Genomic DNA, 14,142 nt, shown 5'->3' on the forward strand with positions numbered 1-14,142 from the left:
GTCCCCGGTCTGGACCCTTTGTTGTTTGGCGCACCCGGAGAGATTCGAACTCCCGACCAAGTGGTTCGAAGCCACTAATTGAAAACGCCATATGATTGTTTTTATTTACTTTAACAGTGCGTCCGTTGCATGATTTTGCACTATAAAGCACAACAATGCCCAACCAAACCCGCAAAAGTCCCGCAAGGACGTAGTGCAGATTACGACGAGGAGGATCAATTAATCCGCAAATATACTAAACACCTTAATTGTGATCATAGCTAGGCATAACACCAAGCTTGAGAAGTGACCACTACAAGACTAGTTCGGTAACGCCAGAGCAATAATTTCCGCAGAGCCACTCCCGCTGACTGCCATCACAATGTACTGCTTGCCATTTTGTGTGTAAGTCATTGGCAGACCCGTTTGCGAGGCAGGCAGGTCAATCTCCGCAAGAATCTCGCCGGTCTTCTTGTCGTGGGCACGAAACACCGGGTTGCCACCCTGGCCTTCACCGGCAAACAGCAGCGATTTGGTCACAAGCAGACCCGCACGTGTTGGAATTCCGGTGCGGGGAATCTCTACACCCTGCAGTAACGGGTGGTCCGCTATACGTGCTGGTGTATCCGCATTGGCGATAGTCCAGTCAATTTCACCGGTGTTCAGATTCATGGCAGTGATGCGCCCCCATGGCGGCCTAACAATCGGAAGGCCATTGACTGTTGGCGTGCGCGCCGGACCCTGGATCCAGTCCACAGTAGAGAACTCGGCGCCAGGCACCAGCGACAATACCGCCACATCTGTGCGCGAGGGAATGTATAGCACGCCGGTGTCAGGATCATAGGCTCCGCCCTCCCAGTTTGAACCACCAAGCGTGCCGGGCAGGCTCAGCGTGCCCAGTGTGCCGTCAGCGGCATTGGCAACCGACGGTGGTGCAAAAAATTCTCCCATGCGATATGGCTTCACCGCTTCACGCGCCTTGGCCAGAATCTCTGGGGTAAAATTCAACAGATCGGCATCACTGATACCTTGACGATCGTATGCTGGCGGTTTGGTGGGATGCGGCTGCGTGGCTGCTGTCCACTCACCTGGTACATCCGTCTGTGGCACCGGGCGCTCTTCAATTTCCCAGATCGGCTCACCAGTAGCGCGATCCAGCACATAGGCAAACGCCTGTTTGGTCAGTTGCACCAACACTTTCCTGCCATCGGGCAGATCCGCCAGAATCGGGGTGGATGGCGTGTCGTAGTCCCAGATGTCGTGATGAACAAATTGATAATGCCAGCGGTATTCGCCTGTACGGTAGTCCAGAGCAACAACGGAATTGGTGAACAGATTATTGCCCGGACGGTCTCCGCCATAACGGTCGCCTGTTGCCGATTCTGTCGGCAGATAAATCAGGCCCAGCTCAGGGTCGGCTGACATGGCAGACCACACACCGCCATTTCCGCTGGTCTGAGCCGAATCATTTAACCAGGTGTCATAACCCATTTCACCGGCGACAGGAATATTGCGGTGCGTCCACAACAGCTCACCGGAACGCGCATCATAGGCCCTCACATCACCTTTGATATTGTCCGCATGCGGAGGACGCATACTGACCTGGTGTGCAGCACCCACCACCACGACATCCCCCACGACGGTCGGCGGAAACGTCAGCGTCACATCCAGATCGTCGCGCACCGGGCTCATACGCAGCCCCTCAGTCAGATCGAGGATGCCCCCATCAGCAAAACTCTCCACCAAATCACCGGTTTTGGCATCAAGCGCCGCCATGAAATAACCGGGTGTGACCACAAAGATCACGTTATTCTGGCCATCAGTCCAATAGGCCACACCTTTACCGGAGTTCTTGCGCGGGGAGCTTTCAAAACGCTCGCCTTCCATCGGACGCCACATCCACAGGGTCTGACCAGACTCTGCATCAATGGCCACCACGTTACGTGTGGTACCTGCTGTCGCATATAGCACGCCGTCAACCATGATCGGGGAGGTAACATTCAGCCCCTCTGGCCGCGGGCCGAAGTTTTCGGCTTTCCAGCGCCAGGCAATCTGCAGGTCCTGCACATTGCTGACATTGATCTGTTCCAGCGGGGAATAACGGTTGGCGTTCAGGTCACCATTGATGTTGGCCCACGGCATGTAATCGGGCCCCACATCTTCACCACCCTGACGGATGGTGAAACCAGCCAGATCGGTAATGGTCATATTCTCGATGGAACCTGTGGCGCTGGCCAATCCCAATACATAGGCGGTCAGATCCAGGTACTGCGCGGGACTCAGCGAGCCGGGTGTCTCCGCCGGCATGGTGCTCATGATCTCCTGATGCAGCTCATTGGCCGGACGTCCGATCCAGCTGTTACGGATGCGCATTTCAATGTCCGCCTGTACATGGCAGCGGGCACACTCTGACTGGAACAACGTGGCGCCGCGTTCGACAGATGCAACTTGCGCATGAGTGTTGACAGCCCAAAAAGCTGACAGCATTACGAATAGCATTCTTATTAACACAGATATTCTCCTTTTGACTAGATGCGTACTTAGTCCTGAGTATCCAGAGCGGCGCGAATGCCACGTGCCAGAACCTCCGGGCTGTTATTTCCCCAGTAATGAAGAAAATAGTAGGCAGGTGTTTCGCCTGTCATATGGTTATGCAGCGTGACGACATGGATGCCTGCCTCGCGCAATGCTCTCAGCACAGGCTGTACTTCGTCGGTTGTCATGGCAAAGTCTCCGGCGACAACCGCGTGATCTGCATTTCCGGCGAAAGCTGCCCATGTGGACAAACCCATGGACGCACCGAACTCTGTGCCATGCATGGTGGCCGTGCGGCCAAAGGTAAATCTCAGTACCTGTCCGTTGAGGGCACTTTCTGACTCAAGAATGGTTTCTATGGCATCGACGTTATAGCGGCCGGTTATTTCGGGAACCTCACCAGGGAATCGATTGCCTGGTTCGGGATTTGCTTGCCGAACAGCCTTGATGGCATCCCACATGGCTTTGACGCCGACCGCCAATTGTTCTGCGTCCTGGCCATGACCGCCAATGTGCATGAAGTACACAGCAGGCCGGTCAAAAATAAAATGATTATGCAGGCCAGTGATGTCGAGATTGTGAGCGATGGCGGCATCCATTGCCGGCGTAATTTCGTCCTCGAACACCACGGTATCGCCCATGAGCATCACACCTCCATCTGCCAGCTCCTTGAACGCAGCCCAGCTGCCAAGGCCAGCCTGCGTTGGCAACAAAATGCCATCCACGGTAACTGGCACATCATCTCGCGACCATGCAATACGGACGACGCCGTCGTCCTGCACAGTCGCCGACGTGCCTGCTGCGCGAGAAATGGCATCTGAATCCAGCCCCTCCGCAGCGTCCACCAGCGTCAATGGTATCGCGACTAACACCGCGCAAGTAAAGCTAACTGCTTTCAACAATTGTGTTTTCATTTCCGTTTCCTCATCGTGTGCAAATATAACGTTGGATTGTAGAGATTGCTGCCAGAAGGCATACACTCTCCTCGAAAATTTTTTTGTCTTAAGCGCCACCCGCGACAAGCACATACCAGGCCATACCCAGCAGCGCACAGACCAGAATCACCGGCATCATTCCAACCTTGAAACGCAGCATCGCAATAAAGGCGCCCGCCGCCAACGTCACGCTGGCGAGATCAATGGTTCCCCAGTCGGGTATCAATAGCTGCATGCCGGAGCGATTGACGGTTTCAACGTCCGCAAACGCAACATGCACGGCAAACCAGATCGCCAGATTCATCATCACCCCAACGACGGCCGCAGTGACCGCAGACAACGCAGCGCTGACGGTTTTGTTGTCGCGCATGTTTTCGACATACGGCGCACCCAGAAATATCCACAGAAAGCACGGCACAAAGGTCACCCAAGTCACCAGCACCGAAGCCAGAATGCCGGCGGTGAACGGGTCAAGTGCACCCGCTTCACGAAAGGCCCCCATATAGGCGACGAACTGCACCACCTGAATCAGCGGTCCTGGTGTGGTTTCGGCCATACCCAGGCCATCCAGCATTTCTCCCGGTGCCAGCCAGCCATAGTTCTGCACGGCTTCCTGCGCCATATACGCCAACACCGCATAAGCGCCGCCAAAAGTCACGACAGCCAGTTGACTGAAAAACACACCCATTTGCGTAAAGACATGATCCGGACCCAATGTGATAAACAGCGCGGCCAGTGGCACAAACCACAGCGGCAACCACACTGCCAGAACTTTCAGTGCGCGCGTCAACGTGGCGTTGGTATGTTGCCCCACACCGCTGTCCATCATGCTGTCCACTGCCCGATCGGCATCACCAGGGGACGAATGGCCCTTGATGACCACAAAACTCTCGGGGTCGAAATAACGTCCTATCAAACCAATCACCGCCGCTGTCAGAATCACCAGCGGAAACGGTACAGCAAAGAAAAATATGGCAATAAAAGCGCTGGCTGCCAGCGTATACATATACGCATTCTTCAACGCGCGCGACCCGATACGAATCACCGCCTGAATCACGATGGCCAGGACGGCAGCTTTGATACCAAAGAACAGGGCCTGCACCAATGTGACATCCTGAAAGCCCGCGTATAAAACGCTCAGAACCAGAATGCTCAGAAACCCGGGAAGCACAAATAATCCGCCGGCAACCAGACCACCTTTGGTGCCGTGCAGCAACCAGCCCAGGTAGGTGGCAAGCTGCTGTGCCTCCGGGCCGGGCAATACCATGCAATAGTTCAGTGCATGCAGGAAGCGGCTTTCGCTGACCCAGCGTTTTTCATCCACCAGGATGCGATGCATCACGGCGATTTGACCTGCCGGGCCGCCAAAACTGAGCAGCGCGATACGCCACCACACACGCACCGCGTCGGAGAAACTCACCTGGTGACCATACTTGTTGGTTTGCTGTGCAGAGTCCTGCATGATTTATGTCTCCATGGACCAAGCGGTTATCAGACTGTTAAACACAATTTCTGCCGCATGCAGCAGTTCGTCGTCATTGCTGAAGCTGGCCCGCAGGCCAGCCAGCACGGATTCGATACCGGTGGCTTCTGCCACGGGCGTGCCGCCAACATCCAGATAGTGCACAACGCTGGCAAGACGCTGTAGCGCCGGGTCGTTTAGCCCAAAGCTGGCTAACAGGACCTCGAAAGTGACTTTGTCGGCGACATGAGTGAAAGTGGCACCGTCAAAATCAAAACCCAATGCGTCGTCGGGGCAATCATCAGGGGATGCCAGCCACAACATTTGCGCGGATGAGTCTATGAATTGGCGGATCAACCATGCGCTGGCCAGGCGATCGACCCAGGGACGTGCGCGGGTCGCCCACACTTTGCCTTGATAGTCAGCAGCATGCAGGCGGCAAATGGCGCCGGCCCGCCCTACGGGCTCATCGGGGGAGAGGATACGATGGGCATCGCTTTCCAGCTGCAGCAGATCAGCTTCCACTCTACTTTGAATAGCGTCAGGGAAGAAATCCACTTGCGTAATTCGAGCAAAGCGTTTTCGTAGCTTGCGACCTTGTTTGATGACATCAGGCGCGTTATCCATTGTCAACAGGGCGTGTTGCTGACGGATCTCCTCCTGCAAGGCTTCGTACTCCGCTGACCTGTTAAATAATTGACGGAATTCGTCATGTGCCTGATAGTCAACAGAAAATACATGGGCAACCCCGCCTCCGGCACGTATTTCCTGAGCAATGGGATCAAACGCGGCAAGATGATCAACCGTAGCAGGCAGCAAATAAACACCATCGCGCAAAGAAACAGCGCCGGAGGCCTTGATCGTGCGCCATACGCGCATGCGCACGGTGGCGTTTTCGGTAGGCAGGGAGATAATAAGCAACGTCCACGACATATTTGTAGAATGTACTACATATTTTGTTATATGCAACTCATAATGTATTACCCGCCTTCAAAATGAAGCATAAACGCGTTCCGAAGGGAGCGAGTTGAACAAATGGGTATAACCCGTGGATTGACCCTGCGTTGAACGCGGTGATACAGTTCTGACTGATAATCCAATAAAGCGTTGAAGCCGTGTTTCGCAAAGTCATTCTCGCAATGGTGCTAGTCCTTCACTACTCGTTGGCATTCGGAGCCATTGAGGCTGCTGCCATGCCAGATGAACAGCATCCCTTTGGCAAGGCAGTCCATCACGATCATCATCACTCGCATGCCGATGACCACAGCCACGATCACAACAATCACTGGGGGCAGGACAGCAGCGCGCCGCACGAAATCACTGGCGATGTGCACGATCACCAGCACAAACACGGTATAAGCATTCAATTAAACATGGATATACCCGGGTTATTGGCTCTGGACTTTTACAGAGCTGACTCTCCGCCGGTCACCTGGTACCGGCTTGATCACAACTCACTGAGTTACGCCCCCGCCGTCCCTCCGCCCAATCGCCTGTAGTCTCGGGCTATATGCCCATGCATATCGTTTTTTTAAGTCCGATCCAGGACTGCTGACTTTGATGGCAGCAGTGTGTATCGATCTACGATATCCGACTGTCAGGTTGTTTCAACATGAAAAATTACTTTTGCCGCTCCCGCCTTTTCATGAGGCTGGCCGTGGTCTCAATCTTGGTGCTTTTTACGTTCGCAGGATTTCCGGCTGACGTGCTGGCGCACGGTGTCACTGCAGGTGATAAAGGGTTTATTCAGGAAAGTAGCGGGGTCATGATATTTCCGTTTATTTACCTGGGTGCAAAACATATGGTCACAGGCTACGACCACCTGCTGTTTTTAGTCGGTGTTATCTTTTTCCTTTACCGATTCAAAGATGTTGCGGTTTACGTCAGCCTTTTTGCGCTGGGTCACACCATAACCCTGCTGTTTGGCACACTGATGCAGATAAGCGTTAACCCTTATCTGATTGATGCCATTATTGGTTTTTCCATCGTCTACAAAGCCCTCGACAATCTGGGTGCCTTCCAGCGCTGGTTCGGCGTGCAGCCCGACACCCGCATTGCAACCATGATTTTTGGCCTGTTTCACGGCTTCGGGCTGGCTACCAAAATTCTCGACTACCAGGTTTCACCTGATGGACTGGTGACGAATCTGATTGCCTTTAATGTCGGCGTTGAAATCGGTCAGCTGCTGGCGCTGAGCGTCATCCTGATCGCAATGGGCTTCTGGCGTCGCTCCACCCGTTTTAGCCGCCAGGCCTACACCGCCCAAGTTGTGCTGATGACCGCCGGCTTCCTGCTGACGGGTTATCAACTCACCGGATACTTCGTTGCCTGATCTCCATCAACTATTTTGCAACAGGAACTCAATCATGCATATCACCAATAAGCCAGCAGAGGCAGATTTGCCCTCGACTGTGCAACTTCTCAAATCGACCGTCATTGCAGCTATTGCCGCCTTGCTGTTGTTGCTCATTATTGTCATGCCAGCTGAATACGGCGTAGATCCGACAGGGCTGGGCAACATCACAGGCCTTACACGAATGGGTGAGACAAAAATGGCGCTGGCCGATGAGGCCGCCGCTGAAGAACGGGCACTGGCGGCTGCCATGAATCAACCACTGACAGAGCCCGATGTCGGGTCCACCGAAACTCAGCAGACCGGCGCACCGGCACCTGCTACCGCACGCGAAGAAGTCGCACATTCGCCAATGCCAACACCTGTGGAGTCCGCCATTCGCAGCGATGAAATGCAAGTGTCACTGGCACCGGGTGTCAGCAGAGAAATCAAGGTAACCATGGCACAAGGAAAAACCGTTGAATACAGCTGGCAATCTGAGGGCGGCGTTGCCAATTTTGATATTCATGGCGATTCGGTGCCACTGGAGATTGATTACCACAATTACAGCCGGGGCGCCGAACAAAGCAGTAGCGGCGTACTGGAGGCAGCCTTTGCTGGCAATCATGGCTGGTTCTGGCGTAACCGGACGGATAGCCCGATTGTGGTAAGCATACAGACGCGCGGTGAATACACCGACATATTTCTTCTTGACTAAGGAGCCGTTTATGCGAGCTCAAAAGATAGTAATAACCAGCGCGGTCTCAACAGCACTGCTATTGATCTCTGCCCTGTCACTCGCTGCCGAAGAAATCACGCTTGAGCAGGCTATCATCAACACTATCACACAAAACCCGGAGTTACAGGCTTTTGGCTACGAATTGCGGGCACAGGACGGTGTGATTTTACAAGCCGGACTGTCACCAAAACCTGAGCTCACGGTTACCGTCGAAGATGTCCTCGGAACAGGCGTGGCGCAGGCGCTATCCGGTGCACAAACCACCGCAAGCATCAGCTGGGTACTTGAAGGAAAGCTGCGCCAACGGCGGATAGACGCTGCACGCACAGGATCACTGGTGCTGGCCAGCGAAGCGGAAGTGATGCGCCTGGATGCCGCCGCCCAGACCGCCCGTTATTACACACAGGCACTCGCGCATCAAGCCCGACTGCAGCTGGCGGAGCAATCCATTGCGCTTGCTGAAGATTCTGTAAGCACGATCGGCCAGCGGGTTGATGCCGGCACTGCGCCCCGATCGGATCTGGCCAGGGCACGCGCTGAGCTGTCCATGCGAGAACTGATGGAGGAAGATCTGCATCACGAGCTGGTCGGGTTTTATCACCGTATTGCCGCGCAATGGGGAATGCTGGAGCCGGATTTCAGTCGCGTGCAGGGTGACCTTACGAATCTTCCTGCCGTTGAGGCCTACCCCGCCCTGGAAGCCCGAATCGAGCAAAATCCGGATCTGACACGTTTCCTGTCAGAGCAACGCCTGCACGAAAGCACCCTGTTACTTGAGCAAGCTAAACGCAACTCTCTGTGGCGTTTTAATGCTGGTGTGCGCCGGATCGAGAGTAGCTCCGATGTGGGTTTTGTTGCCGGGGTGACCATTCCCCTGAATCGCGGCAATCAGAACCAGGGCCGCATTGAAGAGGCGCGTGTCAGGTTGGAGCAAGCTTCCGTCAACCAGGAGGCTGAACGCATTCGAATGAAACTGTCACTGTTTCTGTTTTATCAGGAGCTGGAACACAGCCTGCATATTGTTGAGTCCTTGCGCAGCGATGTCATTCCTGAATACGAACTGGCTTTGTCCGAGGTAAGACGAGCATATGAGCTGGGCAGTTCCAGCTACATGGAGTGGCTGCAGGTCCAGAATGATTTACTGGCAGCGCGCGAGCAACTGCTTGAAGCCAGTGTGCTTGCCCATCAAAACATGATTGAAATTGAACGATTGACTGGCGTGCGCATAGCGCAGAGCGCATCTGAACAGTGAGGCTGACAATGTATCCAATAAATTATTTTTTCGCAAACCTGAGGCACGTTCGGGCAATCTCGCGCATTGCTCCTTTGCTTTTATTCATGATGCTGTCTTCCTGTGGGGAGTCCGCAAATACCGAAGCGACAACGCCTGACGCGGAGAACGCAGTCACCGATGAGCGCGGGCCAAACAATGGCATTCTGCTGCGCGACGGTGAGTTTGTGCTGGAGCTGGCCATTTTCGAAACCGGCGTACCGCCTGAATATCGGGCGTGGGCAACCGTCAACGATCAACCTGTGGACCCAGAGGACCTGGACCTGAATGTCCAACTTACCCGCCTGGGTGGTGTTGTGGATGACATTGACTTTGTGCCAACCGGGGATGCCCTGCGTGGTGATATGGTGATTTACGAGCCTCACTCGTTCAGTGTCTCGGTCGCGGCCTCGTACAATGGCAACACGCATCGTTGGTCCTATGACAGCTTTGAGGGGCGCACGAGGATAGAGCCGGCTGTCGCTGAAGCCCTGGGCATTGAAACTGACATTGCGGGGCCTGCTGTTATCGAGGAGACAATCCCGGTTTACGGTCGTATTGTGGCAAATTCGGATGATGTCAGTAACGTCACGGCAAGATTTGACGGAAAAATTGAAACGGTGGCTGTTGCATTGGGAGATTACGTCAATGCAGGCGACACGCTCGCCACCATCGAAAGCAATCAGAGTCTCACATCTTTCGAGCTGCTCGCCCCGATAAGCGGCCTCATTACTGCAAGAAACGCGTCGGGAGGGGAATCAACGGCAGGGAGAGTGCTGTTCACCATCACCGATACATCAACCGTCTGGGCCGACCTTGCGGTTTTTCCTTCTGACCTGCCACGCATTAGTGTCGGGGAACGTGTAACCATCAACACACCGCTTACTGATACGCCGATTACCGGCACAATTGCCAGAATCCTGCCAGAGACAGCATCCAATCAGGCAGTGACAGCACGTGTTGTGCTGGATAATCCGGACGGTGTGCTGCGGGCCGGAACCTGGGTTCAGGCTCAGATCAATATCGCGGAGCACGAGGTTCCGTTGGCCGTCAGACGCGAAGGGCTGCAGGCATTTCGCAATTTTACCGTCGTTTACGCACAGATTGGTGATCAATATGAGGTCCGCATGCTGGATCTTGGACGCCAGTCAGCGGAATGGGTCGAAGTGCTGGGGGGACTGGAGCCGGGGACGCGATACGTCACTGAGAACAGTTACATCCTGAAAGCTGATGTCGAAAAAGACGGCGCATCGCACGACCACTGAGGAGCCATCATGCTTGAATCAATTGTTAATTTTTCTTTGGCCCGACGTGGTTTGATACTGGTTCTGACCATGATGTTGGTCGGCCTGGGAATATGGAATTTTAATCGGCTGCCAATCGACGCCGTGCCGGACATCACTAACGTACAGGTCGCGGTGAACACCGCGGCCCCCGGCTACACACCACTGGAAGTTGAGCAGCGTATTACCTTTGCGCTGGAGAACGCCATGAGTGGTATGCCGGGCCTGTCCTATACACGATCGGTCTCCCGTTATGGTTTGTCCCAGGTGACTGCAGTCTTTGAAGACGGCACTGATATATATTTTGCCCGACAACAGGTCAGTGAAAGAATCTCGGCGGCGCGTAGTGATTTACCGGAAGGACTTGAGCCGGAGATGGGTCCGATCGCAACCGGGCTCGGTGAAATCTTCATGTTCACAGTGGATGCGGAGCCTGGCGCAACCAACGCTGATGGCACGCCGATCACCCCCACCGACCTGCGCAGTGTCCACGACTGGATTATCAGGCCACAGCTGCTCCGCGTGCCGGGTGTGGTAGAGGTCAACCCCATCGGTGGTTTCAGAAAAGAGATACTCGTGGCACCTGAGCCCGCGAAGCTGCTTGCTTATGGTGTAAGCAGCGCTGAGCTGTTTGACGCCCTGCAGCGTGACAATCGCAACCAGGGGGTGGGTTTTATCGAAAATAATGGCTCACAGCTGCTGATGCGGGTCCCCGGTCAGGCGGACAATCTCGATGACTTGCGTAATGTAGTCGTTACCCAGAGAAACAGTATTCCCATTCGGGTGGGCGATGTTGCCACCGTATCCGTCGGACAAGAGCTGCGCTCAGGGGCGGCGACCCAGGACGGACGAGAAGTGGTGATGAGCACGGTGTTTATGCTTGTTGGTGAAAACAGCCGGGAAGTGGCCAACAACACGGCTATGCGTCTGCAGGAGATCCAGCCAAGCCTGCCCCCCGGCATAACTGCCACAGCCGTTTATAACCGGACCACGCTGGTCGACAAAACGCTGCAGACCGTGCAGAAAAATCTGCTGGAAGGTGCGCTGCTGGTAATCGCGGTGCTATTCCTGTTGCTTGGCAATATACGCGCCGCCATATTGACGGCAGCCGTCATTCCCATCGCCATGTTGATGACCATTACCGGCATGGTACAGACCCGCGTCAGCGCGAATCTGATGAGCCTGGGCGCGCTGGACTTTGGTCTTATCATCGATGGCAGCGTCATCATTGTCGAGAACTGTCTGCGCCGACTCAGCGAAGCCAGTTCGCAGGGTAAACTGGAACTGAAACGCCGGCTTGAGGTGGTCTCGGCGGCGACAAGGGAAGTTATACGCCCTGCTCTGTTTGGCGTATTTATTATCACTGCTGTCTATATCCCCATTTTCGCCCTGGAAGGCGTAGAGGGGAAAATGTTCCACCCCATGGCAATGACCGTTGTGATAGCACTGCTCAGTGGCATGTTGCTCAGCATTACCTTTGTGCCGGCATGCGTAGCCATGCTGTTCACCAAACCTGTAACAGAAAAGAAAAACCCGATTATGTCTGTTGCACATTACCTGTACCAGCCTGCGCTGAAAGCCGCCTTGTATCTACGATGGGCAGTGGTGGTACTGGCCGTGGCACTGGTCGGTGTCTGTGCGGCATTGACCATGCGCATGGGCACAGAGTTTATCCCGAACCTGGACGAGGGCGATATTGCCATGCACGCATTACGCATACCCGGCACGTCTCTTGAACAGGCGGTCGCTTTACAGTTTAAACTGGAAGAAGAAATTCGAAATATGCCAGAGGTCGAACGGGTATTCTCAAAGATCGGCAGTGCTGAAGTAGCCACGGACCCGATGCCCCCAAGCGTGGCGGACACCTTTATTATCCTGAAAGAACGCGACCAATGGCCTGATCCATCAAAGCCCAAAACGCAGGTAGTGGCAGAACTTGAAGCGATAGTTACGCCGATCCCAGGCAATCGCTACGAGTTTCTGCAACCCATTCAGATGCGCTTTAACGAACTCCTGGCTGGCGTAAGAAGCGAGCTTGCCATCCAGGTCTTTGGTGACGATTTTGATCAGCTGATTGCACTAGGCACTGATATCGAAGCGCTTATGTCTGAAGTACCCGGTGTTGCCGATCTTGCGCTTGAGCAAACCACAGGGCTGCCGGTAATGACCCTGCAGCCGCGGCGGGAGACCATGGCACGCCTGGGACTTGGCATCACGGAACTACAGGACACGTTGGCCATGGCGTTCGGCGGCGCAGTAGCGGGTCAATTTTATGAGGGAGATCAACGCTCCGATATCGTGGTGCGCCTGGCTGAAGATCGACGCAGTAATCCCGACAGCTATCAACACCTGCCTGTCATGCTGCCCGATGGCAGCTATGTGCCGTTGGCGGAAGTGGCCGACATCAGCATCAGCACGGGCTACAATCAGGTCTACCGGGAAAACGGCAAGCGTCGTATCGTGGTCACGGCCAATGTGAGAGGCCGTGATCTGGGCTCGTTTGTGACCGAAGTACAACAGTCCGTCGAGCGCAATATAGACATCCCGCCGGGGTACTGGATTGAGTACGGGGGCACGTTTGAGCAATTGCAATCAGCCTCTCAGAGATTGCTGATAGTGGTGCCCGCTACGCTGTTATTGATCGCCTTGCTTCTGGTGATGGCACTGGGCTCTATCCGTGACTCAGCCATCATATTTTCCGGAGTGCCACTGGCGCTGACGGGGGGCGTCCTGGCACTGCTGATTCGTGATATTCCGCTGTCTATTTCTGCAGGCGTCGGGTTTATCGCATTATCCGGGATAGCTGTATTGAACGGGCTGGTTATGCTGTCCTTTATCCGTGATTTGCGGGCCCAGGGACAGACGCTTGATCATGCCATCCTTGAGGGTGCCATCGGACGACTCAGACCGGTGTTGATGACGGCGCTGGTAGCGTCTCTGGGTTTTGTGCCGATGGCACTGAATACCGGCATTGGCTCTGAGGTCCAGCGTCCGCTGGCGACGGTCGTGATTGGCGGGATTATCTCGTCAACCCTGTTAACCTTATTTGTGTTGCCTGCGTTGTATCGGCTGGTGCATGGCGGGCGTCAGAATTCTTCGTCGTAGAAACGCAATATGACCACAGGTGCGCCGTAGCAGATCACGGTGATAACAATTGAGATCGTTAGACTCAAGTAAAAATTGACTCCTTTAGGCAGCAACAAAGGAAGAGCGATGAACAATGCCAGGGATGGCAGAACCAGCCATAAAACGCTGCTGCGTCAGTGACTTAAGTTTTTAGCTGGGTTGATCAAAAGGGTCAGCATAATGACTTGGACTCTTCTGGTAAAAATGGATTGTCCACGCACTAGGCTCCTTGTTTCTTGGCGCAGCCGGAGAGATTATTCGGCCCATCCATGGGCCTCACCCTGTGGGCTCGCTTCGCTCGTGCAAAATTGCTCCTGGCAATTTTGTGATTCGCAATCCGCTGTGGCGGATTACTCACCCCTTCGGGGCGGCTTGCAGCCGTCCAAAACGCAATGCGTTTTGTCGAACTGGGGAGTTCTCACTAACCAGACACCACAAACAAAAAAGGCCCGCATAAAGCGGACCTTTGAACAACCTGATA

Annotated in this window: 10 protein-coding genes; 6 read left to right on the top strand and 4 right to left on the bottom strand. The window is 54.5% G+C overall.

What is annotated here, in order from left to right:
* Positions 1-300: 300 nt before the first annotated feature.
* From QGM61_RS15065 to QGM61_RS15080, 4 genes are all read right to left on the bottom strand, one after another.
* Positions 301-2,352: a PQQ-binding-like beta-propeller repeat protein gene (locus QGM61_RS15065; protein WP_281133476.1), complete on the bottom strand. Its 2,052-nt coding sequence runs from the start codon at positions 2,350-2,352 to the stop codon at positions 301-303.
* Positions 2,353-2,519: 167 nt separating this feature from the next.
* On the bottom strand, positions 2,520-3,428 hold the full coding sequence (locus QGM61_RS15070) for a DUF1259 domain-containing protein (RefSeq protein ID WP_281133477.1): 909 nt from the start codon (positions 3,426-3,428) through the stop codon (positions 2,520-2,522).
* 88 nt (positions 3,429-3,516) lie between these two features.
* Positions 3,517-4,911 carry a chromate efflux transporter gene (gene chrA / locus QGM61_RS15075; RefSeq protein WP_281133478.1) on the bottom strand — a complete coding sequence of 465 codons (1,395 nt, stop codon included), beginning with the start codon at positions 4,909-4,911 and terminating at the stop codon, positions 3,517-3,519.
* Positions 4,912-4,914: 3 nt separating this feature from the next.
* Positions 4,915-5,844, bottom strand: a complete 930-nt coding sequence (locus QGM61_RS15080) for a chromate resistance protein ChrB domain-containing protein (protein WP_281133479.1) — start codon at positions 5,842-5,844, stop codon at positions 4,915-4,917.
* Between the two features lie 260 nt (positions 5,845-6,104).
* On the opposite strand from QGM61_RS15080, the gene QGM61_RS15085 reads away from it, so the two are divergent.
* The 6 genes from QGM61_RS15085 to QGM61_RS15110 all read left to right on the top strand — a co-directional run bounded on the left by QGM61_RS15085 (position 6,105) and on the right by QGM61_RS15110 (position 13,640).
* Positions 6,105-6,410: a hypothetical protein gene (locus QGM61_RS15085; RefSeq protein WP_281133480.1), complete on the top strand. Its 306-nt coding sequence runs from the start codon at positions 6,105-6,107 to the stop codon at positions 6,408-6,410.
* A gap of 146 nt (positions 6,411-6,556) precedes the next feature.
* Positions 6,557-7,243, top strand: a complete 687-nt coding sequence (locus QGM61_RS15090; protein ID WP_281133485.1) for a HupE/UreJ family protein — start codon at positions 6,557-6,559, stop codon at positions 7,241-7,243.
* A gap of 34 nt (positions 7,244-7,277) precedes the next feature.
* Positions 7,278-7,961, top strand: coding sequence for a transmembrane anchor protein (locus QGM61_RS15095; RefSeq protein WP_281133481.1), 684 nt, complete (start codon positions 7,278-7,280; stop codon positions 7,959-7,961).
* Between the two features lie 10 nt (positions 7,962-7,971).
* On the top strand, positions 7,972-9,234 hold the full coding sequence (locus QGM61_RS15100) for a TolC family protein (RefSeq protein WP_281133482.1): 1,263 nt from the start codon (positions 7,972-7,974) through the stop codon (positions 9,232-9,234).
* A gap of 86 nt (positions 9,235-9,320) precedes the next feature.
* Complete coding sequence (locus QGM61_RS15105) at positions 9,321-10,517, top strand: efflux RND transporter periplasmic adaptor subunit (RefSeq protein ID WP_281133483.1); 1,197 nt, start codon at positions 9,321-9,323, stop codon at positions 10,515-10,517.
* Between the two features lie 9 nt (positions 10,518-10,526).
* Entirely contained in the window at positions 10,527-13,640 is a 3,114-nt protein-coding gene (locus QGM61_RS15110; protein ID WP_281133484.1) for an efflux RND transporter permease subunit, read from the top strand.
* Positions 13,641-14,142: the final 502 nt, after the last annotated feature.

It is taken from the genome of Pseudohongiella sp. SYSU M77423 (assembly GCF_029911965.1).
In the GTDB taxonomy this organism is placed as follows: domain Bacteria; phylum Pseudomonadota; class Gammaproteobacteria; order Pseudomonadales; family Pseudohongiellaceae; genus Pseudohongiella.

Coding starts and splice junctions, on each gene's coding strand:
- QGM61_RS15100 (WP_281133482.1), top strand. CDS start 7,972: ATGCGAGCTCAAAAGATAGTAATAACCAGCGCGGTCTCAACAGCACTG.
- QGM61_RS15085 (WP_281133480.1), top strand. CDS start 6,105: ATGCCAGATGAACAGCATCCCTTTGGCAAGGCAGTCCATCACGATCAT.
- chrA (WP_281133478.1), bottom strand. CDS start 4,911: ATGCAGGACTCTGCACAGCAAACCAACAAGTATGGTCACCAGGTGAGT.
- QGM61_RS15110 (WP_281133484.1), top strand. CDS start 10,527: ATGCTTGAATCAATTGTTAATTTTTCTTTGGCCCGACGTGGTTTGATA.
- QGM61_RS15080 (WP_281133479.1), bottom strand. CDS start 5,844: ATGTCGTGGACGTTGCTTATTATCTCCCTGCCTACCGAAAACGCCACC.
- QGM61_RS15065 (WP_281133476.1), bottom strand. CDS start 2,352: ATGCGCATCCGTAACAGCTGGATCGGACGTCCGGCCAATGAGCTGCAT.
- QGM61_RS15090 (WP_281133485.1), top strand. CDS start 6,557: ATGAGGCTGGCCGTGGTCTCAATCTTGGTGCTTTTTACGTTCGCAGGA.
- QGM61_RS15070 (WP_281133477.1), bottom strand. CDS start 3,428: ATGAAAACACAATTGTTGAAAGCAGTTAGCTTTACTTGCGCGGTGTTA.
- QGM61_RS15095 (WP_281133481.1), top strand. CDS start 7,278: ATGCATATCACCAATAAGCCAGCAGAGGCAGATTTGCCCTCGACTGTG.
- QGM61_RS15105 (WP_281133483.1), top strand. CDS start 9,321: ATGATGCTGTCTTCCTGTGGGGAGTCCGCAAATACCGAAGCGACAACG.